This window comes from Hallella colorans, assembly GCF_003096815.1.
GTDB lineage: Bacteria > Bacteroidota > Bacteroidia > Bacteroidales > Bacteroidaceae > Prevotella > Prevotella colorans.
Genome location: NZ_QENY01000022.1, coordinates 23,961 through 44,499 on the forward strand (window position 1 = coordinate 23,961; position 20,539 = coordinate 44,499).

General features: G+C 43.9%; 19 protein-coding genes and 1 pseudogene. 15 read left to right on the forward strand and 5 right to left on the reverse strand.

The window, feature by feature from the left end; genetic code table 11:
- Window positions 1–136: 136 nt before the first annotated feature.
- The 5 genes from C7379_RS10335 to C7379_RS10360 form a co-directional block, all read right to left on the reverse strand.
- Window positions 137–1,405 (reverse strand): phospholipase D-like domain-containing protein, encoded by a 1,269-nt coding sequence (locus C7379_RS10335; RefSeq protein WP_116617242.1) that lies wholly within the window; start codon window positions 1,403–1,405, stop codon window positions 137–139.
- A complete protein-coding gene (locus C7379_RS10340) occupies window positions 1,402–2,397 on the reverse strand; it encodes a KpsF/GutQ family sugar-phosphate isomerase (RefSeq protein ID WP_116617243.1) in 996 nt (331 codons plus the stop codon). The genes C7379_RS10335 and C7379_RS10340 overlap by 4 nt, the downstream gene beginning before the upstream one ends.
- The gene (gene kdsA / locus C7379_RS10345) at window positions 2,394–3,161 is read right to left on the reverse strand and encodes a 3-deoxy-8-phosphooctulonate synthase (RefSeq protein ID WP_116617244.1); all 768 of its coding nucleotides are present in this window, start codon (window positions 3,159–3,161) and stop codon (window positions 2,394–2,396) included. Before kdsA ends, C7379_RS10340 begins: the two co-directional genes overlap by 4 nt.
- Window positions 3,162–3,163: 2 nt before the next feature.
- Window positions 3,164–5,677: a mechanosensitive ion channel family protein gene (locus C7379_RS10350; RefSeq protein WP_116617245.1), complete on the reverse strand. Its 2,514-nt coding sequence runs from the start codon at window positions 5,675–5,677 to the stop codon at window positions 3,164–3,166.
- A 269-nt stretch (window positions 5,678–5,946) separates the two neighbouring features.
- The gene (locus tag C7379_RS10360) at window positions 5,947–6,324 is read right to left on the reverse strand and encodes a RidA family protein (protein WP_116617247.1); all 378 of its coding nucleotides are present in this window, start codon (window positions 6,322–6,324) and stop codon (window positions 5,947–5,949) included.
- A gap of 142 nt (window positions 6,325–6,466) precedes the next feature.
- Here C7379_RS10360 and C7379_RS10365 point away from each other — a divergent pair, with 142 nt between their 5' ends.
- The 15 genes and pseudogenes from C7379_RS10365 to C7379_RS10430 all read left to right on the forward strand — a co-directional run bounded on the left by C7379_RS10365 (window position 6,467) and on the right by C7379_RS10430 (window position 20,494).
- Entirely contained in the window at window positions 6,467–7,492 is a 1,026-nt protein-coding gene (locus tag C7379_RS10365) for a PrsW family intramembrane metalloprotease (RefSeq protein WP_116617265.1), read from the forward strand.
- Between the two features lie 710 nt (window positions 7,493–8,202).
- Window positions 8,203–9,633: a calcineurin-like phosphoesterase C-terminal domain-containing protein gene (locus tag C7379_RS10370; RefSeq protein ID WP_243406781.1), complete on the forward strand. Its 1,431-nt coding sequence runs from the start codon at window positions 8,203–8,205 to the stop codon at window positions 9,631–9,633.
- Between the two features lie 102 nt (window positions 9,634–9,735).
- Window positions 9,736–9,876, forward strand: a complete 141-nt coding sequence (locus tag C7379_RS12765; protein ID WP_165815064.1) for a hypothetical protein — start codon at window positions 9,736–9,738, stop codon at window positions 9,874–9,876.
- Between the two features lie 133 nt (window positions 9,877–10,009).
- A pseudogene (locus C7379_RS13015) lies at window positions 10,010–10,441 on the forward strand (glycoside hydrolase family 15 protein); the annotation flags it as partial.
- A gap of 165 nt (window positions 10,442–10,606) precedes the next feature.
- The gene (dnaK, locus tag C7379_RS10380; RefSeq protein WP_116617249.1) at window positions 10,607–12,520 is read left to right on the forward strand and encodes a molecular chaperone DnaK; all 1,914 of its coding nucleotides are present in this window, start codon (window positions 10,607–10,609) and stop codon (window positions 12,518–12,520) included.
- A 207-nt stretch (window positions 12,521–12,727) separates the two neighbouring features.
- Window positions 12,728–13,285, forward strand: a complete 558-nt coding sequence (locus C7379_RS10385; RefSeq protein ID WP_021902972.1) for a helix-turn-helix domain-containing protein — start codon at window positions 12,728–12,730, stop codon at window positions 13,283–13,285.
- A 13-nt stretch (window positions 13,286–13,298) separates the two neighbouring features.
- On the forward strand, window positions 13,299–14,555 hold the full coding sequence (locus C7379_RS10390) for a site-specific integrase (RefSeq protein WP_116617250.1): 1,257 nt from the start codon (window positions 13,299–13,301) through the stop codon (window positions 14,553–14,555).
- Between the two features lie 14 nt (window positions 14,556–14,569).
- Complete coding sequence (locus C7379_RS10395; protein WP_116617251.1) at window positions 14,570–15,316, forward strand: mobilization protein; 747 nt, start codon at window positions 14,570–14,572, stop codon at window positions 15,314–15,316.
- Between the two features lie 99 nt (window positions 15,317–15,415).
- Entirely contained in the window at window positions 15,416–15,772 is a 357-nt protein-coding gene (locus tag C7379_RS10400; protein WP_066266679.1) for a helix-turn-helix domain-containing protein, read from the forward strand.
- Window positions 15,773–15,783: 11 nt separating this feature from the next.
- Window positions 15,784–16,998 (forward strand): virulence-associated E family protein, encoded by a 1,215-nt coding sequence (locus C7379_RS10405; RefSeq protein WP_116617252.1) that lies wholly within the window; start codon window positions 15,784–15,786, stop codon window positions 16,996–16,998.
- Window positions 16,999–17,216: 218 nt separating this feature from the next.
- Window positions 17,217–18,107, forward strand: coding sequence for a toprim domain-containing protein (locus C7379_RS10410; RefSeq protein WP_116617253.1), 891 nt, complete (start codon window positions 17,217–17,219; stop codon window positions 18,105–18,107).
- Window positions 18,108–18,250: 143 nt separating this feature from the next.
- Complete coding sequence (locus tag C7379_RS10415; RefSeq protein ID WP_116617254.1) at window positions 18,251–18,604, forward strand: plasmid mobilization protein; 354 nt, start codon at window positions 18,251–18,253, stop codon at window positions 18,602–18,604.
- Window positions 18,601–19,521 carry a relaxase/mobilization nuclease domain-containing protein gene (locus C7379_RS10420; protein WP_116617255.1) on the forward strand — a complete coding sequence of 307 codons (921 nt, stop codon included), beginning with the start codon at window positions 18,601–18,603 and terminating at the stop codon, window positions 19,519–19,521. Before C7379_RS10415 ends, C7379_RS10420 begins: the two co-directional genes overlap by 4 nt.
- Window positions 19,522–19,523: 2 nt before the next feature.
- Window positions 19,524–20,186: a hypothetical protein gene (locus C7379_RS10425; RefSeq protein ID WP_021902981.1), complete on the forward strand. Its 663-nt coding sequence runs from the start codon at window positions 19,524–19,526 to the stop codon at window positions 20,184–20,186.
- Between the two features lie 101 nt (window positions 20,187–20,287).
- Complete coding sequence (locus tag C7379_RS10430; protein WP_004362600.1) at window positions 20,288–20,494, forward strand: helix-turn-helix domain-containing protein; 207 nt, start codon at window positions 20,288–20,290, stop codon at window positions 20,492–20,494.
- The last annotated feature ends 45 nt before the right edge of the window (window positions 20,495–20,539 follow it).

The following is a 20,539-nucleotide window of genomic DNA, read 5'->3' on the forward strand; positions in this document are numbered from 1 at the left end:
TCAGTGAAATGATTGGTGTTTTTTTGCCTTATGCTTGTACTTTTTTTGAAATGTTAGCTTTTTGATGGATCGAATGGCATGTTTCATTTCAAGTTGTCTGAATATTAGCCTCACGGTTAATCATTTTTTTTTCGTCTTACAAAAATGGTGCGAGGAGATGGGCAAACCATCCCGTGAGCTTTTGCAAGGGAGTGCGCCATTTGTCCCAATTTTCCTCAGTGAGCTTGAAAGATCTTTGTTTCTCACGGTCGAAGAGCTTGTCAAGTTCGCTCGTGGTGCATTGATCCACGATCACGGCGTTCTCTTCGTAATCCCATGATAGGCTGCGAGCGTTGAGGTTTGCCGACCCGACGGTGCAAAATTTGCCGTCTACCATGATGACCTTGGTGTGGTGAAATCCGGGTTTGAACATCCAGATATTGCAACCTTTTTTCATTAGTTTGTGAGCGTTGTAATATCCACAATCTGGTGTGAGCGGCACGTCGCTGCGCACGGAGAGCATGATATCCACTTTGACGCCACGTTTGGCGGCGTGCCTCAACTCGCGTTTGAGTGCTCGGTTGAGCGTGAAGTATGGGTTTATGATGCGTATGCTGTCACGCGCGAACCTAATGGCGTTGGTATAAAACTCCCGTATGATCTTGTTTGATGTGTGTGGCTCTCTATTGATGATACCCACCATTTTGTGTCCCGAGGTGTCGCAGGTGTCTTCTTTCAGCCCCTTAAAATAGCTGTCGTCGCCCAATCCCCTGAAATATTTGGCTCCGTGCACGTTTTGTTTGGCTATTTTGTTCCATGTGTTGAGAAAGATACCTTGCAGCGTGTTCACTTCTGTGCCCTGTATTCTGCAGTGCATGTCGTGCCACTCGCCTACTCGGGGAGTGCCCTTGATGTAGTAGTCGGCCACGTTCATGCCGCCCGTATAGGCCACCTTGCCGTCTATGATTACGATCTTGCGATGGTCTCTCGAGAACACGTGATTAATCCACGGAAATCTTATTGGGTCGAACTCGTATATCTCTATGCCCCTGTCGCGTATAGCTTTGAGGTGTCGTCGTTTCAGTGGACTGTTGTTGCTGGCGTTGCCAAAAGAGTCGAACAGCGCGCGAACTTCCACGCCTTGGATAGCCTTGGCGGCCAGCAGGTTGAACAGTTGGGAAGCGATGGAGTCGTTTCTGAAATTGAAATATTCAAGGTGCACGCTCGATTTGGCCTGCTTGATGGCCTTGAATAGGTCGTCAAACTTCTCCTGCCCATTATTGAGTAACGTCACGCTGTTGTCTCGCGAAAATGTCACGCCGCACTCCTGAAGGTATCTCACTATGAGCGAGTCGCTGGACTGGGCCGCTGCCCGAGAGTTGGAAAGGATTAAAAACGCTACTAATATATAATAGAATGATCTCATTCTGGTTGGTTTAACAATGTTGTGGCATAGCTGTCCACGATACCCAGTAGTTGCATGTCGTCGTTGCATACCAATACAGAGTGTATCTTGTATTGGTGCATAATGTGCTGTATCTCTGCTATCTTGGTGTTTGGCTTCACTATTTTAGGGTGCCTTGTCATGCTGTCGGCCACGGTGTGGTTGAAAAATTCGGCTTGCCATCGCTCCATAGCTCGGCGTATGTCGCCATCGGTGATGATGCCAGTGACCCGTTTTTGGTTGTCAATGGTAACGCCAAGTCCCAATTTGCCTTTCGACACTTGGATGATGGCGTCGCCCAAGTGCATGTCCTCGGGCACGATGGGCATGTCTTCTGTCAGCATCACGTCTTCTGCAGTGGTGAGCAATCTTTTGCCCAACTCGCCGCCGGGATGGAACTGCGCGAAGTCGCGTGGTTTGAAGTCGCGCACTCTCATCAGCGCCACGGCCAGTGCGTCGCCCATAGCCAGTGTGGCGGTGGTGCTCGTGGTGGGCGCCAAGTTGAGAGGGCATGCCTCATGGTCTACCCATACTCTTAGATGCACGGTGGAGTATTTGGCCAGCAGCGAGTTAGGATTTCGGCTTATACCGATAATTGGAACCTTCATGTGCAGCAAGATAGGCACAAATCTCAATAGCTCATCAGTTTGCCCAGAGTAGCTCAAAGCCAGCACCACGTCGTCTGATGTCATTACGCCAAGGTCTCCATGATAAGCGTCGAGCGGATTAATAAAAAAGGCCGGTGTACCCGTGGAGGCCAGTGTGGCGGCTATTTTGGCACCGATGTTGCCACTTTTTCCCACGCCTGTCACGATGACCTTGCCGTGGCAATGGTATATCATGTCCACGGCTCGCGTGAAGTTTTCGTCTATCTGCTTGGTGAGGTCGTTGATGGCTTGCGCCTCGTCTATCAAGCATTGTCGGGCGTATCCTACCGATTGGGAGATACGCTCCTCGGGTGTGTCAGTTTTCATAATAGCGTCTCTATTAAGGTTTCAAGTTTGTCAAGTTCCAGCATGTTGGCTGCGTCAGACAGTCCAGCATCGGGCGTGGGATGCACCTCAAAAAACCATCCGGTGGCTCCGAAGGCCTGTGCGGCCTTTGCCATGGCTGGCACGAACTTGCGGTCTCCGGTGGTTTTGCCCTTTCCTGCCGCTGGTCGCTGTACGCTGTGAGTGCAGTCCATGATGACAGTGGGCACAATTTCTTTCATGTCGGCTATATTTCTGAAGTCTACCACAAGGTTGTTATAGCCGAAACAGTTGCCTCGCTCGGTGAGCCACACCTCCTTGGCACCGCTCTCTTGTGCTTTTTGCGTAGGGTAAACCATGTCCCTGCCCGACAAGAATTGCGCTTTTTTGATGTTCACCACTCGTCCCGTGCGAGCCGCGGCCACTAACAAGTCGGTTTGACGGCACAAGAAAGCGGGTATCTGTATCACGTCGCAAACCTCACCGACAGGTTTTGCTTGCCATGCCTCGTGTATGTCGGTGATGAGGCTCAGCCCATATTTACTTTTCACGTCGGCCAGCATTTGCAATCCCTTGTCTATGCCGGGCCCCCTGAACGAGTGTATGGAGGTGCGGTTAGCCTTGTCGAACGAGGCCTTGAAGATAATGTCCGTGCCCAGTCGGCGGTTTATGTTTACGAGCGTTTCGGCCACTGTGTCCAAGAGGCTCGGCGTCTCGATCACACATGGCCCTGCAATGAATATGGGTGCCGTATGTTTATTTTTCATGCTTATTTCTGTTTTTCTTTGTTGATAATCTTCATTGCTTCTTCCTCGGTAGTGATAGGCGCTGGTTGCTTGGTGGCGTCGCTTATCATGTGTATGTCGCGTTGTGGGAATGGTATCTCTATGCCCTTCTTGTTCAGTGCGTCGTAAATGGCCTCCATGATGTCGCCGTGGGCGAACGCTTGGTTGCGCGAATCGACCCATGAGAATACCTTGTAGTCCACCGAGTTGTCGCCAAAGTTGGCCACCACCGTGTCTATGTACTTGATGTATCCGGGCTTGTTGACGCGTCTTACCGCTTCGGCAATGGTTTTTTTCACTTCCTTGACGCTGCTTCCATAGGCCACGCCCACAACCGCAGTGTCAAGCTCGTTGCCATGATTTTTAGTCAGGTTCTTATAGTTTTTGGCAAAGAGTTGAGAGTTTTGGAATGCGATGACCGAGCCGTCCAAAGCCTCGAGCATGGTCGAAACGTAGGTAATGCTTTTCACGGTGCCCCGCGTTCCGTCGATGGAGATATAGTCGCCCACCTTGATACGTCCGGCCATGAGCGATATGCCATAGTAGATATTTTCAAGGATGTCTTTCAATGCAAAACCTACACCAGTGGACAAACCGGCCGAAATGGCTACAATCCACGTGTTGTTGATATTGAAGATGTTCATTGTTACGAGTGCCCATGCGCCCCATACGAGCACCTGTATCACGTTACGCCACATGGCCATACGACTTGTCACAGAGTCTCGATTAGTCAATCGGCTTTCGCGCATGGCTTGTTCTTGTTCGTTGAGCCAGAAGTTGTATTGCAACAGTGACATGACGGCACGATTGATGTAGGCGAAAACAAAGAACAAGATTACCACCACCGTGACTGCGTACAGGCTCAACGTGAAATTTTTAGACTCGATAAGCCGCATGTTGAATATTTCTCGGGTCATGCTACTCAGGTTGAACACGTCGGCAGCCCAATATATCGACACCAGCACCGATATGGCCGCAGCCGCCGGCAACATCACCTTATAGACCAACATGAATAGCCATTTGCGAGTGATGGGCGTTTCTTCCTTAAAATATTGCCGTTGGGGAGCGTTGCCATAGTTTTTGAGCACCGACGAGACGCATGTCAGTGTCAATATGCATGTCATCTGCATGGTCCACCATATGAGCATCTCCACAGACAGGAGCGTATAGCCTATGAAGGCGGCCACAAGGCTCACGATAAACACTGCGAGCGAGATGTACGAGTATATAATGTCGCTTTTGGGCAACTTGTGGTGGTATTTCTTGGTCACATACCATTGCCATATCATGCAAATCAATAGTATGGGTGGGAAAATGAGGTTTACGAGGTCGTTAGGTATCAATATAATTCGAAACGATATTACTATCAGGCAGATGCCCATGATGGGCGTATAGATGCGAAAACCGTTCTTTAGCTTGCTGGCGTTGAGCCTGATGAGCAGCGATAAGAGTATCACGCCTGAGAGCCACGCGTATTCCACCAAGAGCCTGCATGCCATGATGATAAAGTTTTGGTTCCATACCAATCTCACCACGCCTAATATGATGGCGAATGTGATGACCGTCGCAGCCAAGATGATGTACAGCCGTTTAGCTTGGAAGGTCCTTTTGATATCTATTTTTTCTTTCTCATCTACAAACCATCGCAGCACGAAGTTCAATTTGTTAGTCTTCATTATCCGGGTCAGGGCAAACCCAATGGTGAGGTAATTGAGCACTGCCGCTATGAGGCTTCCCAGCACCAATACCACCAGCAACCCTAAAATGACCTTGATGTCCCAATCAGAGTCAGCGCTCGAGAGGGATTTGTATTTTTGCTCTACCGACGTGCCCGTCTCTCGCATGTGGGTACGCAGGTTACGCAATATTTTCAGATAGTTGTCGCCGGCGTTGTTGAAGATGGTGCCTTGGATGTCTTGGTATCGTTTGTTGGCATAGTTGTCCAAGTGTTTAAGCCGTTCTTCGGTTTCCTCATACATGGTCACGTATTGCTGCATCTGGGTGCGGTTGTCTTTCAGCGTGCGCTTGATGCTGATGGCAAGGGTGAGGCATACGTCGCGATCAAGCTTGGCTTTTTGTGGCAATCCCTGCACATACATGGTGTTAAGGTCGTTTATCAGGCTGTCGTATCGGTTCACCTCAATGTTGGCGTTTTTGATATATTCTCGAAACGGGGCAGCGTTCACCTTGAACTTGTGGTATTGTTCGGTGGCCTCGTGGCAGGCGTAGGTCAGGTCGAAGATGTTGTTGCTCTGTTGCGAGTAGAGCATGATGGCGTTTTGTTGGCTCTGCCTCAGCGCCGCCAGTACGCGCTCGGTCACGGCCTCTTGCTGCTCTTTCATGTCAGACACTTGCCGTTCCAGCTCCATGTGATAGTTTGTAAGCTCCTCTCTGAGAATGGCCAATGTGCTGACGAGGTCTTTCTCTTTCAGCACGGCGTGCGACGAGAGCGCTGTCGTTATCAGCAGTACGGCTGTGAGAACTATCTTTTTAATCATATATCATATTATTTATATGCAAAGATATAAAAACATTATCTGAATAGTGCACTAACGTTTTGAAAAAGTTGTTTAAGGTGGTTACATGCCTTTCGTAAACGTTTTTTTTCAGCGTGATCGCCATTGCGAGACCCTCCGTGCCGCTTCATTGCCCCTAAATGGCAACAGCCGCATCTGGCCATTTGACCTGCGTGGCACTAAACAAAAACCACGGTTCGACATGCGTCGCAGTCAAACCGTGGTGTACGATAAAGGCAAAGTATAATGTGTTATTCTTCCGAGGCGATGCACTCCACCTCCACGCGTGCGTTCTTGGGCAGCGTTTTGATGGCTATAGCCGATCTGGCGGGGAAAGGTTTGCTGAAAAACTCGGCGTACACCTCGTTCATTTCGGCGAAGTCTGCCATGTCTGCCAGGAAGACGGTGGTCTTTACCACTTGACTCATCTTCAAGCCTTCGGCCTCAAGAATGTGCTTCATGTTAGTGAGGCTCTGACGTGTCAGCTCCTTGATGCCTCCCTCGGCGAAATTACCTGTGGCCGGATTTACGGGCAGCTGGCCGCTTACAAATACCAATTTGCCGGCATGGATAGCCTGGCTGTACGGGCCTATGGCGGCCGGTGCCTTGTCTGTGTTGATAGCTTTCATAGTTGTTGTTGATTTTAAATTATAGCTATTGCAAATTTAGTCACTTTTTTCCGATTGTGTGTTTTTTATTTCAAAAAAAATGCTTCGCGGCCACTTTCCCTCGATAATAATGCTTATTTTTGCCATAACAAACACTGACAAGATGATATACATTATCAGAAACGACCGTGAGTACGGTCCTTATACGGAGGATGTTGTGGCCAAATACGTGGAGGATGGCAAATTGCTCATGCACGACAAGGCGCGCGATGCCGTTAGTGGCGAGTGCGGCACGGTGGCTCGTTTTCTTGAGTTGCGGGGCTTTCGCCCTGAAGTGCGCGCCCATGGCACGTTGCGCGAGCAGTTGCGAGCCATAGGCACAGAGTTCATTTTTCCTCGGCAATCCATGATCAATCGGCGTTGGCGCGACGACACGCGGTTACTCATCCTTGCCGTGGTGGGCTTGTCTCTGTCGGTGTTGCTTATGTTTCCCATAGGCGGCTATTTGGTGTTTTATGCCGTGTCGCTCTATTTCGCGGTGATATGGGGTATGTTTTTCTACTATTTCTTTCGCACGAGACAAGTCAAAATAGTTACCACCGCACAGCTGTTTTTTCTCACCCAACTCATCGTTTTTCTCATTTTCTCGGGACTTAACAGCCTCAATTTTTTCTATTTTTTCACCAAGATGCCTTTTCCAGCGAGTATCATTGGGTATGTGTTGGGCGTGGGTGTCACCGAGGAGTTTGTCAAAATGCTGCCCCTCTTGGTGCTTGTGCGTAGAGCCAAGGAACCGATACTTCCGCAGACGTTGGTGTACTATGGGTTAATGTCGGGCATAGCCTTTGGCGTTTTCGAGGGTGTGCAGTATCAGGTCACGGTCAACGCGCAGGCTGATTACACCTCGGCCTTCTTCTTGAACATAGCGCGTCTCACCTCGTTACCATTCTTACATGCGCTTTGGGGTGGTATATGCGGCTATTTCGTGGGCTTTGCCAATCTATACCCTCGCTATAAAAAGAGTCTCTATGTCTTGGCTTTGGCCATCCCTGCCGTGCTTCACGGACTTTACGACACATTTGCGTCGGTGATGTATGTGGTGTCGTTGGGCATAGCCTTTATTAGTGTTTTGGCACTGACCACCTATCTCAACAAGAGCAATTCTTTTCGTGAGCGTCTACGCCAATAGATTGGCGCGAGGATATCGCCATGCCCACGATAGGTGGATGGGTAGAATGTGATAGCGTAGTTGGAGCCATGAAAATATCCGACAAACACTCGCTTGTGCTTAGTGTTTTTGCAAGTGGCATAGTGGTCGGTCGCAAAAACGCGAAAATTGAAGGACCTTTTTAATCGGTTATGTATCAAAATCTTATGCACGTTGGAGCTTTTTTGTACCGAAAAAAGCGTTTCAGAGCCTTGTGATTGCTATTTAATCGCAGGCTGATTAGGCCTTAATGCCAATGCGATTGGAGCTTTAACGTCGCCGCTTTAGGCCTGAAACGCCGTGCCATTAGATACCATACGGCTGGTTACCCAAAAATATCGGCTGTTTCTTGCCTATGTTTTACGTTTTTTTTGCGTGTTTGTTTTCTAAAACGTCTGTTTGAAAAGATAGAAAAATAGCTCAGTTTTTTTTACATATCCTCTTATAGACGCATCTTCCCCAACCTTTTTTTTAAAAACGATAAGTATGTATCACGATTGTTATTTGATTGCAATGGTTGTGTAACGTTTATGAAACAATTAGTGTGTACTTTTGCCATCAAAATACACAATGTCGTGCTTTATGATATCGTTCGGCAAAATGGAGGAGGAAAAGAAGTTGCAGTGGGCGTTTGTTTAGCTCAGCTTTGACGAACTTTAAATAAAACAATCCAAAAATAATAAAGAATATAGATGATGAAAAAAACATTGGTGCTGATTGCGTTAATACAGATAGGCGTGAGTGTTGCAGCCCAAAACGCCATTTTTGAGATAGGTGGCAAGGTGGTGGACAGCAAGGGTCGTGGCATAGAAAATGTGGTGGTGAACGATGGCCTGCATTTTGTACAAACAGACAAGAATGGCGCGTGGCGTTTCTCCACCGACACCACTTATTGCAAATTTGTGAGTATATCTACGCCAGCGGCATACTTCCTGCCAGCGCGCGATGGTTTGGCAGTGTTTTATAAGCCCATGCGCGAAGTGGTGAAAAATGTGGAAAACACTTTCGTGCTGACCAAGCGTAAGAAACCATGCACGTCGTTCAGCTATATCGCCATATCAGACCCACAGGTGCTCAACGAGGAGGAGATGGGCAGGTGGCGCAACGAGACAGTGCGAGATATGCGTCAAGTGGCCGACTCTTTGAAAAGATACAGAGAGGTCATAGGCATGACCCTTGGTGACATGATGTTTGACAACCTGAGCCTGTATGGGGAGTTTGCTCAAACGTGCGACATGGTTGGTATCACCGTGTTTCAGACCATCGGCAACCATGACCATGACAAGAGATACCAAGATTTGCACAATATGCGCCTTGGATCGCCCGTATACGCGGAGCACCTGTATAACAAGTTTTTCGGGCCTACTGACTACTCTTTTAATATAGGCAATGTGCACGTGATAACAATGAAGAACATTAACTATGTGGGCCGACGTCAATACATAGAGGCCGTTACTGACCAACAATTGGCATGGCTGGCCAACGATTTGCAGTATGTGCCCAAGGGAAGTGTGGTTTTTGTAAATATGCACGCTGCCGGATGGAACAAAGAGGGTAGGGATGGCAACTTTCGTGGGGCCAAAGAAGTGGTAAACTTAATGAAAGACTATGACGTGCACTTCTTTTGTGGGCACACGCACTTTTTTCAAAACATAGAGGTCACTCCCCGTTTTTATCAGCACAATATTGGCGCTGCATGCGGCTCATGGTGGGCAGGCGACTACAGCGTGTGTGGCGCACCCAACGGCTACTTGGTGGTAGATGTGAATGGCAACGACGTGAAGTGGCATTTCAAACCCACCAAGGGTGACATATCAAACCAGTTTAGGGTTTACATACCAGGCCAATTCAGAAGTCAGCCAGCCGCGGTGGTGGCCAATGTGTGGGATTACGACCCCCATTGCAAAGTGGAATATTATGAGGATGGCAAATGCAAAGGTGCGATGGAGCAGTTTGTGGATATTGACGAGGCTTACATAGTGCAACAAGCCAAGTTGGGAAAGAAGGCCGATGATCTGACCAGACACTTGTTTCGATTCAAACCTTCGAAGGGAACCAAGGAGGTAAAGATAGTCTTTACCAATAGGTTTGGCGAGCAATACAGCCAAACTTGTAATTTGTAATGCGTGGCGCGAGTGATATACCCACACCCGCAAGTATCTCATCTTGCTCAATTACGATGGTACGCTGGTGGAATTTAAGAAAGACTCCGCAGTTGCATCACCATGCAAGATATCATACATGTGTTGCGAAAGCTGAACGATGACAAGCGAAACAAGGTGGTGGTGAACAGTGGACGAAACCATGCCACATTGGAACGATGGTTCGTCCGTAGACTTTGCGGCAGAGCACGGCGCATTTTATAAAGAGCACGGTGTGTGGCACGAAAACGCTCCAAGATGTGAGCGTATATCATAAATAATAGACATATTGCATGCTTTTCGCGTTCAATGAGAAGGTCATAGATATGACCCTTGAACGCGAAAAGTTAGGCTATTGCCAGACAATGGAATTTGGGAAATACGTGGCAAGGAACAACATCTTGTGTTGTAAAAAGTGATTTGTTTGGTGGCGTTGGACCGAGGAACTAAGATAGCCAATATGTTGCAAAATATGACAGGGCCAAATAGTGGCGCGAAGAGGCCGACATGGTACGAAAAGATGAACTGAGAAACGGTTGGAACGAAAAGTTGCAAACGTTCACGCAAACTTACGGAAATGAGGCTTTAGGCTCGTCGTTGCAGCTGATGGAGACTTATGGTTTTATCGGGGCCAATGACATGAGATATCAAAAGACGGTAAGAGCTGTCATAAAAGCCTTGTTACACAATGTTTTGATGTATCGTTATTAATGTGCCTGACGATTTCGGTCACCCTAAAGCGGCATTTACCATCTGTATGTTTTGGCTCATACGCCCGCTCTTTATGATCCATCCTAACTTCTTATGAACTTATGAAGCCATCTTTTCTCATGATTTGAAAGAAAAAATGTGCCACTTTGTCAGTTGCTTTCCTGTGGCATAACGTTTGTTTAATAATGGTCAAACAACAAATGACATAAAAAGATTAATAACAAATAAAAATTATAATACAATTATGGGAAAGATTATCGGAATAGATTTAGGAACTACAAACAGCTGCGTTGCCGTTTTTGAGGGCAATGAGCCAGTAGTGATAACCAACTCGGAGGGCAAGCGTACTACTCCTTCGGTGATTGGTTTTGTGAAAGATGGCGAGCGCAAGGTGGGCGACCCCGCCAAGCGTCAGGCCGTGACTAACCCCAAGAACACCGTTTACTCCATTAAACGTTTCATGGGTGAGACATACGAGCAGAGTAGGAAAGAGGCTGAGCGGATGCCTTACACCGTTATAAATGACAATGGTTTTCCAAAAGTTCAGATAGAGGGTGCTGCCCATCCATATACGCCGCAGGAAATATCGGCAATGATATTGCAAAAAATGAAGAAAACGGCTGAGGATTATTTGGGACAGGAGGTAACCGACGCTGTGATCACGGTGCCTGCTTATTTCTCTGATTCGCAGCGCCAAGCCACCAAGGAGGCAGGCCAAATAGCAGGCCTTAACGTACAGCGTATCGTGAATGAGCCAACAGCCGCGGCTCTTGCCTATGGCGTGGACAAGGCTAACAAAGATATGAAAATAGCCGTGTTCGACCTCGGTGGCGGTACGTTTGATATCTCTATCCTTGAGTTTGGTGGTGGTGTTTTCGAAGTGTTGTCTACCAATGGTGACACCCATCTTGGTGGTGACGACTTTGACCACGTGATTATTGACTGGTTGGCTGACAACTTTAAGAATGATGAGGGCATTGACCTGCGCAAAGACCCGATGGCTATGCAGCGCTTGAAAGAGGCTGCCGAGAAGGCCAAGATAGAATTGTCGTCAACGACAACGACCGAAATAAACTTGCCCTATATATCTGCTGAGGGAGGCGTGCCAAAACACTTGGTTAAAACATTGACCCGCGCGCAGTTTGAGCAATTGGCTCACGACCTGATCCAGAAGTGCCTCGTGCCATGCCAGCAAGCAATGAAAGACGCTGGACTTCAGACGTCGGAAATAGACGAGGTGATACTTGTGGGTGGTTCAACTCGTATACCCGCCGTGCAAACTCTTGTGAAAAACTATTTCGGCAAAGAGCCATCCAAGGGTGTGAATCCCGATGAGGTTGTGGCCGTGGGTGCGTCTATCCAAGGTGCTATTTTGAACAAGGAGAGTGGAGCAGGAAATATAGTGCTTCTGGATGTGACTCCATTGACGCTCGGTATCGAGACAATGGGTGGTGTGATGACAAAGCTCATCGATGCCAACAGTACCATTCCGTGCAAGAAGAGCGAGACATTCTCCACGGCAGTGGATAATCAGACAGCCGTGACGATCCATGTGCTGCAGGGCGAGCGCCCAATGGCGGCACAGAACAAGAGCATTGGACAGTTCAATCTTGAGGGCATAGCTCCCGCTCGCCGTGGTGTGCCACAGATAGAGGTGACCTTTGACATTGATGCCAATGGCATATTGAATGTCAGCGCCAAGGATAAGGCCACTGGCAAGGAGCAGCAGATACGCATCGAAGCTTCTTCTGGATTGAGCGACGCGGAAATAGAGCGCATGCGCAATGAGGCTAAGGCCAACGAGGAGGCTGATAAGAAGGAGCGCGAGAAAGTGGATAAACTTAATCAGGCAGACTCTTTGATTTTCACCACCGAAAACTTCTTGAAGGATAATGGCGATAAGGTTCCGGCCGATCAGAAGAGTGGTATTGAACAAGCTTTGCAGCAGCTCAAAGATGCTCACAAGGCTGCCGATGTAGCGGCTATCGACACTGCTATCAATAACCTCAACACTGTTATGCAGGCAGCCAGCGCCCAGATGTATCAAGGTGCGCAAGCCGGTCCTCAGCCGGGCGCAGACGCTGGTCAGCAGGCACAGCAGGAGCAGCCAAAGCAGGATGATACCATCCAAGACGCAGACTTTGAGGAAGTGAAGTAAAAGTGCTAATAAACGCTAATTAAAGATAGGTAAATCCCAGTAACATAATAAGTTGCTGGGATTTTTATTTCTTAATAATGATTAAATCTTATCGTTTTTAATCGTTTTTGTGCTTATATTTGTACCATATTTGTGCCGCGACTTAATGGGAGATAAAGTGCGACTTAATTGAAAAGATAAATTGATAATCAAATAGATACAAATAGTATGGCGAGTGCAAAATTTCAAATAGAGCGGAAATGCGAAATTTGCGGTAAATCTTTTATTGCAAAGACGCTTACCTCTAGATATTGCTCTAAGAACTGTTCTCAAGCTGCATACAAACAAAGAAAAAAGGAAGAACTGTTAGATGCATTGAAAAGAGAAAAGGCTGCGAGAGTTCCGAAGAATCAACCTTATCTCTCAATAGCTGATGCAACTGCATTATTTGATATTGGTCGCGACTCCCTTTATCGCTTAATCAGGAATAAGCAAGTTCGTTATTATAACCTCGGACGAAGGATGATACGTATTTGCAAAGCTGATTTACAAGAACGCTTTAATCTACGTCCTTACGATGAAAGAAGAAAAGAAAAACAATCAGAAGTAAAGACTTATCGGCTTGAGCCTGAAGATTGTTATACGATTGGAGAAATAGCCAAGAAGTTTGGCATCCATGATAGTACTGTATATCTGCATATTCGCAAATATTCTATTCCAACAAGGCAGATTGGTAATTACGTCTATGCGCCAAAATCAGAGATAGACAATTTGTATAAACCCTAACCCACGACATACAATGAGAAAGGAACTTGATAATACAAAGGCAACAGTACGATTGCGAAAGAGTGCTTATCGAAAAGAATGGTACATGTATATAGAAAGCTATCCTGTGAGAGTAGCTGGAAAAGATTCTCCGCAAAGAGTGCGTGAGTATCTAAACCGAACAATCACTACTCCTATTTGGGACAAAAGCAGAACAGCTCGTACAACCGAAGCAACCCAAACATTCAAACCTAAACGAGGTTTGAATGGAATTATCTTGTGTAAAAGTGAGATAGACCAAGAGGCCTGTATTTATGCAGATAGTGTTAGAAAACTACGGCAGCGTGAATATGATAATGCAAGCTTGTATAGTGACACAGAAACCGCACAAGCAGAACAGAAAGAACGATTACAACAAAATTTCATTAAGTACTTTGATAAGGTGGCAGATAAGCGACACCGTAATAGTTCCCTTTCAATTCAAACAAACTGGGAGCGAGTACATGTTTTGTTAAAAATGTTTGCTGGAGACACGCTTCTTTTTTCACAAATAGACAACCGATTAGCTGAAGATTTCAAGTTTTTCTTGTTATCTGCTCCTTGTGGTGGAAGTAAAAAAGGGACAATATCACGAAACACAGCTTCTACATATTTTTCTATTTTTAAGGCTGCACTCAAACAAGCATTCATAGACGGATATTTGACCATAGATTTATCTGCAAAAATCAAAGGCATACAGGAACAAGAATCCCGAAGGGAATACTTAACCCTTGATGAACTGAATAAGTTAGCTAATACCCCCTGTGAACGTGATGTACTTAAACGTGCAGCACTATTCTCAGCTCTGACAGGACTGAGACATTGCGATATTCAAAAACTAAAATGGAATGAAATAGCCATCGAAGGAAACCAAACCAAACTTCTCTTTACTCAGAAAAAGACAAAAGGGGTAGAGTATATGCCTATCTCGGAACAGGCGTTTAAGCTTTGCGGAGAGCCAAGACAACCAGAACAACTCGTTTTTGAAGGGTTACCAAATCCTTCTTGGATTTCTCGTCCATTAAGGGCATGGATTGAAAAAGCTGGTATTCAGAAGCACCTCAGCTTTCATTGTTTTAGGCACACATTTGCTACCCTTCAACTTGCAAACGGCACAGACATCTATACTGTAAGCAAGATGCTTGGGCATACAAATGTCAAAACAACTCAAGTATATGCAAAGGTTGTCGATGAAAAGAAAAATAAAGCAGCCAATGCTATTCAAATAGATATTGAAAATGATAAAACTTAATTCGACAGCATAATATGAATACCAAATATTTTGAACATATTGTAGTATATCTGTCCGTTCTTGTTGTTTGTGTCATCATTGCGTTGTTCGCAAGAGTGGTTGCCTTACGTTTAGGGATTGATGAATTTACTGCACAAATAGTCTTTTGGAGTGTTGTTGCCATAGGCATCATCATTTATTCTATATTGTCTATTTTGGTAGAGGGACTATTTACGGCATTAGTCAAGTTTTTCTTTCCAAAGAAACAAGAAGATAAAACAAATGATAATACATCCGACATTGAGGCAGGACAAGTAGTAGACGGTGTTGATAGTCCATCTGTCGCACAACAGCAACAATTAATGGACTTTGACTCAATTCGGCAACAGCAACAAAAGTTAATGGACAAGAAAGTACAAGATAAACGTGCTATAGCTATTAAATATACTCAACAGCAATTCGCACCTTATGTTTCAGATAAAGATTTGCTCAAGCTTTGTGAATATATAGAGTTGTACTCCGCTAAGCTTCCCTTATCACACGTTGAACCAATTAATATCAAAGGTTTAGTTGCCTTAGACCTGTTTCATTTTGGTTGGAATATATGGAATCATTTTAGAGTTGGCAAACAAGATGAAATTTCGCAGTTCCTTAAGCAGGTTTTTGCCACCACATTCAAAGATGTAGAAGTTGGAAGTATAAAAAGTCATCTCCGTGATGACGAGAAGAAAGGCACTATACCCATTGTACAAAGCCTTTCTGACCACCAAATAACAGAATAACACACAAACCTATTGTGTTTTTATAGTGTTTCTTCAGTGTCTTAGGACACAGAGGAAACACTTTTTTCATTTGCACCGTAAAAATCAATAACAAGTATTATGGTACAAAATGAAATCACTTTTGAGAACTTGCCAAAGGCAGTTGCTCACTTAGTCAGCGAAGTTGCTGAAATCAAGAATTTAGTATGTAAAGGACAACCCCCTATTGTTCCTCCCAAACGTATTCCTATTGGAATAGATGATGCGTGTAAACTTATAGGGAAAGCCAAACCCACGGTTTACACCTTAGTACGTAAACGCTTACTACCTTGTTATAAGAATGGTAAGCATCTCTATTTTTTTGAAGATGAGTTGTTGGCATGGATTGAAGGAGGTAAGAAAAAGACTGTTGCCGAAATCAACGAGGAGGCAAAAGCTTTTATTTCTGAGAAACATTCTGATTCTTCCCTTTTATAAATATATGCATTATGGAAAAGGAAAGAACTGAAGGGCGAGCCAAGCAATCTAAGAATGAACGCATAGAACAATTCTTGAAAGAACATTATGCTTTTCGTTTTAATACAGTTAAAAGTAGAACAGAGTTTCGAGAACAAGATCCTAATACTTCATTCCGTCCTCTTACTAAATATGATATTAATTCTATGCGGCGGCTGGTAGATGGGACTTTGGGAATATATACTCCAGCAGATAATATTCGAGCAATATTGGAGAGCGACTTTTGCAATAAAGTTAACCCGATTCGTGAGTATTTGTTGAATCTTCCAAAGCCTAAAGGTGAAGATGAATCTGAAATCATAAGGTTGGCAAATTGTGTTGTGGTGAGAAATCCTGATAAATGGAAACACTACTTTGTAAAATGGTTGGTTGCTGTCGTAGCCAATGCTATGGATGATTTACAGTGTCGTAATCATACATGTTTAGTTCTTACAGGTGAACAAGGAAAATTCAAAACAACTTTCCTTGATTTACTCTGTCCAGAAGAACTGAAGAGTTATCTTTTCACAGGAAAGATTGACCCACAAGGAAAAGATGTACAAACACTGATTGCGGAATACCTTTTTATCAATATTGACGACCAGCTAAAAGCACTCAATAAAAGGGATGAGAATGAATTGAAGAATCTGATAACGACACCAAGAGTAAAATATCGTAGACCATACGACACTTACATCGAGGAGTATCCTCACTTAGCAAGCTTTATGGCATCAGTTAATGGTAATGATTTTCTAACAGATCCGACAGGAAGTCGTCGCTTTCTACCTTTTGAAGTTGAACATATTGATATTGATGCAGCTAAAGAGGTTAATATCAATAAGGTGTACTCCGAAGCAGTTGAATTGTGGAGAGTTGACTATCATTATTGGTTCAATGAAGAGGAAATAGCTGAACTGCATCAAGAGAGCGAAGGTTTTCAAGTGCAGACTGTTGAGTATGAAATGCTTCTTAAAGGCATGGAAAAACCAGCAGCAACCGAAGAGAGTTATATGACCACTTCTGAAATCCTAAACTATTTGCGTGGATATACAACGCTTAACCTAAGTGAAAGGAGAATGGGAGAAGCCTTGAAAAAGGCTGGCTTCTTGCGGAAATCCAAAAGGATAGGTGGCAATCCAATGTATGTCTACCATATACGCAAGATTGTTCCCAATCCCTTTATTCAAAGTTACAATACTAATTATTAATACTACTTTACTACAAAGAGAGATAAAGCATTGAAAGAAAAAAGATTAGACCGTAGTAAACTATTAGATAGGGTGTTACTACCTCATTACTACCAGTCTACCATATACACATGCAATGATTACTACAAAGATAGTTAGTACTACATGTTTTTCTTTCATTGTCAATGACTTACAAGAATATCACATTGTAGTAAGTAATAAACTTAAAAGTTACAAGTATGACAATAGATGAAATTAAAGCAATATCAATTAAAGATTACTTAGGTAGTATGTCTATATACCCTATAAAGAATTATGGCTATTACGGAATGTATAAAAGTCCATTCCGAAATGAACATACTCCAAGTTTCAAAGTTGATTATAACCAAAATCTATGGTATGACTTTGCACTTGATGAAGGTGGGAGTCTTATAGATTTAGTTATGAAATTACATAATTGCAGTTTAGTACAAGCTATAGAGTTGTTTAATGGCAAACAAAATAACCTGCCGAAATTATCCATAGCTAATAGTAAAACAAATTCTCCAAGCCAATCATGTATAGAGATTATCAGCTCTACCAACTTATGTCATCCGAATCTCATGGAATATTTCACACATAGAGGAATCAATCTGAACATTGCGAAAAAATATTGTAGGGAAATCCATTATAGAATTGGTGATAGGAGTTTTTACGCAATAGGATTTCCAAACAATTCTTATGGGTATGCGTTGCGCAATCCATACTTCAAAGGGTGTTTGTCTCCTTCCAATTTGTCGTATATTCCCAGTCCTTCAGAACAAATCAATCTTTTTGAAGGTTTTATGTATTATCTTAGTCTGCTTACGATGAGTCCAGAGGAAGAGAAGAAAGCTGCACTGATACTTAACTCGATTAATAATATCAAAAAGTCAAGATTTTTTCTTTCAAAGCACAAGCTCATCTATTCATATTTAGATAATGATGAAGGAGGAAAGCGAACTTTAGAACAACTCAAAAGAGACGGTTTTGATGTTCAAGACTGCTCTTCCGTCTTCCAGAATTATAAAGACCTAAATGAGTACTTATGTGCTGAATTCAAGCATTCAGAGAAAGCAGAAAATAAGAAAAACAAAGGGATTAAGCTATGATTGTAGAATTTGCTTTGTATAATCTGTTTGTCGGGAAGCAAGTTTATGTTTTGGGCATACCAAAACTACTTGCTCCACCTCCTAACAGCCGTTGCAGAGGATTATCCCGCAGGTCTCCATCAAATCAAATAAAAGAAACAAGTATGATAAAAACAGAATATAAAAAAGGTGGTCGTCCAACCAAGGGCGCAGCCGAAAAGAAGAAATACCGTATCACGGTGAAACTGAATACGCAGGATTACTATACGCTCAAAGGCAAAGCCAAAAGCGCAGGAGTAACCATGAGTGAGTTTGTAAGAAAAGTTCTTGCAAAAGGAAATGTCATTGAACGACTGACCATAGAGCAAGCAGACTTCATCCGCAAGCTGTGTGGCATGGCAAATAATCTCAATCAGTTGGCACATCGTGCCAATGCGGAAGGGTTTCATGCCGTTGCTCCTTTCCATAAAGACATTGTTATCAAGATTGACGAAATCCTAAATCTGATACGAAGATGATTGCAAAGATAATGAAAGGTTCGGGCTTCAAGGGTGTAATCAATTACATCCTTGACCCGAAGAAAGGAACGGAGCTTATAGATAGTTCCGGAGTGCGGACAGACAGTATTAGTCATATTGCCCAAAGTTTCATCGCCCAAACAGAACTTAATCCACGAGTGGGTAAGGTTGTAGGGCATATTTCCCTAAGTTTCTCTGTACAGGATTCTTCCAAATTAAGTAACAAGTTCATGGCACAAATGGCTCGTGAGTATATGGAGAAGATGGGGATAAAAGATACACAGTACATTATCGGTCGCCACTTTGACAAAGAGCACCCTCATGTGCATATAGCTTTTAACCGAATAGATAACAACGGCAAGACCATTTCTGATCGTAACGACAGATTCAGAAGTGAGAAGATTTGCAAGGAACTGACCGCTAAATATAGCTTGTACTTCGCTGGTGGTAAGGAGAATGTCAAGGAACATCGCTTAAAAGAACCTGACAAGACCAAGTATGAAATCTATCAGACGTTGAAAGCAGAGATTGCTCAGTGCAGGAATTGGAAAGACCTTCTTGCTCACTTGAAAAAGCAAGATATTGATGTCCGCTTTAAGTTCAAAAGCAACTCACAGGAGGTGCAGGGTATCATCTTTGAAAAGAACGGTTATCGTTTCAACGGTTCAAAGGTGGATAGGGGTTTCAGTTATTCCAAGATAGACTTTGCCCTGCAACAAAATAACAGGGAACACGAACAGCAGATGCAAGGAACGATAAATCTTATATCCAATGTTGCAAGTGTTACGAGCGAAATAGCCAACGAGCTCATCGAAGGAGGATTGGATTTATTTCAAACTCATGGTACTGTCCCTGCGGAGGTTTACAACACACTTGATAAAAAGAAGAAAAAGAAAAAACGTAAAATACATTTATAACTATGGCTGATAATAATACATTTGTCCTCTTTGAGGAAATCAAAAACAAACTGGAGACAATTTACAGGGAGCTAAAGGAGTTGAAAGAAAAGGAGAACGGTTCTGTTTCCCTCCCTGTTCAATCTACACCAGCACAAAGTGATGAGCAGAAAGAACAGGAATTGCTCAATCAGTATGAACAGCGTACAAAAGACGTGATTAACAAGTATATTGGAGTACAAGTACGCATCAAGGATGAGGAGGCTAAGTCCATGGACAAATTGGTGGCAAGCGTCTTGACCATGTTGCACGAATGGCAGGAACAGAAAGAACATCCACAACCGCAGGAACTGCTTCACAGGCATAGCTTTGACATCAAGTCGTCAAGAGTCTTTACTACTGTGGTGGCTGTGTCTATCATCTGTTTTATTTCTTTGGTCGGTAACTACTTCTTGTGGCAAAGCAAACAGCAATACAAAGACGATGCCTTGAAATTCCGTATCATCAGAGTATGGAGAGGATGTGGTCCAAAGGAAATCCTATGGCTCAATGATGTGTTCGATATTCATCGCAATACTGCAACAATTAAAAGGATCAAAAAACATACAGATGATTATAATGTGGGACTGAAAGCAAAAGCAGATAGTCTAATGCAGAATAATCTACAAAATAAGAAAGGCAAATAGAATTGTAGATATAAGACTTTTGAAGGAGGAGAAAATATCTCCTCTTTTTTATTTCTTATGCAAGAAAATTTACTATATTTGCAAACAATCATATAATATTTATGGAAAGTCCAACTAATAGAATTAAAGAGGTGCTTATCGAGAAAGGGATTAAGCAAACATGGCTTGCAGAGAAACTCGGTAAGAGTTTCACTATCGTAAACTCCTACGTTTGCAATCGTCGACAGCCAAGCCTAGAATTGCTATTTCAGATAGCAGAGATTTTGCAGGTTAATCCAAAGGAATTGATTAACACCCCAGATGAGTAATAAGAAGTTTTTCGGTTTACATCAAGAATAAAGTTCTGACATAAT

What these genes read in the sequence shown, in the direction of transcription:
- C7379_RS10335 (WP_116617242.1), bottom strand. Translation starts at nt 1,405, where the DNA reads ATGAGATCATTCTATTATATATTAGTAGCGTTTTTAATCCTTTCCAAC.
- C7379_RS10340 (WP_116617243.1), bottom strand. Translation starts at nt 2,397, where the DNA reads ATGAAAACTGACACACCCGAGGAGCGTATCTCCCAATCGGTAGGATAC.
- kdsA (WP_116617244.1), bottom strand. Translation starts at nt 3,161, where the DNA reads ATGAAAAATAAACATACGGCACCCATATTCATTGCAGGGCCATGTGTG.
- C7379_RS10350 (WP_116617245.1), bottom strand. Translation starts at nt 5,677, where the DNA reads ATGATTAAAAAGATAGTTCTCACAGCCGTACTGCTGATAACGACAGCG.
- C7379_RS10360 (WP_116617247.1), bottom strand. Translation starts at nt 6,324, where the DNA reads ATGAAAGCTATCAACACAGACAAGGCACCGGCCGCCATAGGCCCGTAC.
- C7379_RS10365 (WP_116617265.1), top strand. Translation starts at nt 6,467, where the DNA reads ATGATATACATTATCAGAAACGACCGTGAGTACGGTCCTTATACGGAG.
- C7379_RS10370 (WP_243406781.1), top strand. Translation starts at nt 8,203, where the DNA reads ATGATGAAAAAAACATTGGTGCTGATTGCGTTAATACAGATAGGCGTG.
- C7379_RS12765 (WP_165815064.1), top strand. Translation starts at nt 9,736, where the DNA reads ATGCAAGATATCATACATGTGTTGCGAAAGCTGAACGATGACAAGCGA.
- dnaK (WP_116617249.1), top strand. Translation starts at nt 10,607, where the DNA reads ATGGGAAAGATTATCGGAATAGATTTAGGAACTACAAACAGCTGCGTT.
- C7379_RS10385 (WP_021902972.1), top strand. Translation starts at nt 12,728, where the DNA reads ATGGCGAGTGCAAAATTTCAAATAGAGCGGAAATGCGAAATTTGCGGT.
- C7379_RS10390 (WP_116617250.1), top strand. Translation starts at nt 13,299, where the DNA reads ATGAGAAAGGAACTTGATAATACAAAGGCAACAGTACGATTGCGAAAG.
- C7379_RS10395 (WP_116617251.1), top strand. Translation starts at nt 14,570, where the DNA reads ATGAATACCAAATATTTTGAACATATTGTAGTATATCTGTCCGTTCTT.
- C7379_RS10400 (WP_066266679.1), top strand. Translation starts at nt 15,416, where the DNA reads ATGGTACAAAATGAAATCACTTTTGAGAACTTGCCAAAGGCAGTTGCT.
- C7379_RS10405 (WP_116617252.1), top strand. Translation starts at nt 15,784, where the DNA reads ATGGAAAAGGAAAGAACTGAAGGGCGAGCCAAGCAATCTAAGAATGAA.
- C7379_RS10410 (WP_116617253.1), top strand. Translation starts at nt 17,217, where the DNA reads ATGACAATAGATGAAATTAAAGCAATATCAATTAAAGATTACTTAGGT.
- C7379_RS10415 (WP_116617254.1), top strand. Translation starts at nt 18,251, where the DNA reads ATGATAAAAACAGAATATAAAAAAGGTGGTCGTCCAACCAAGGGCGCA.
- C7379_RS10420 (WP_116617255.1), top strand. Translation starts at nt 18,601, where the DNA reads ATGATTGCAAAGATAATGAAAGGTTCGGGCTTCAAGGGTGTAATCAAT.
- C7379_RS10425 (WP_021902981.1), top strand. Translation starts at nt 19,524, where the DNA reads ATGGCTGATAATAATACATTTGTCCTCTTTGAGGAAATCAAAAACAAA.
- C7379_RS10430 (WP_004362600.1), top strand. Translation starts at nt 20,288, where the DNA reads ATGGAAAGTCCAACTAATAGAATTAAAGAGGTGCTTATCGAGAAAGGG.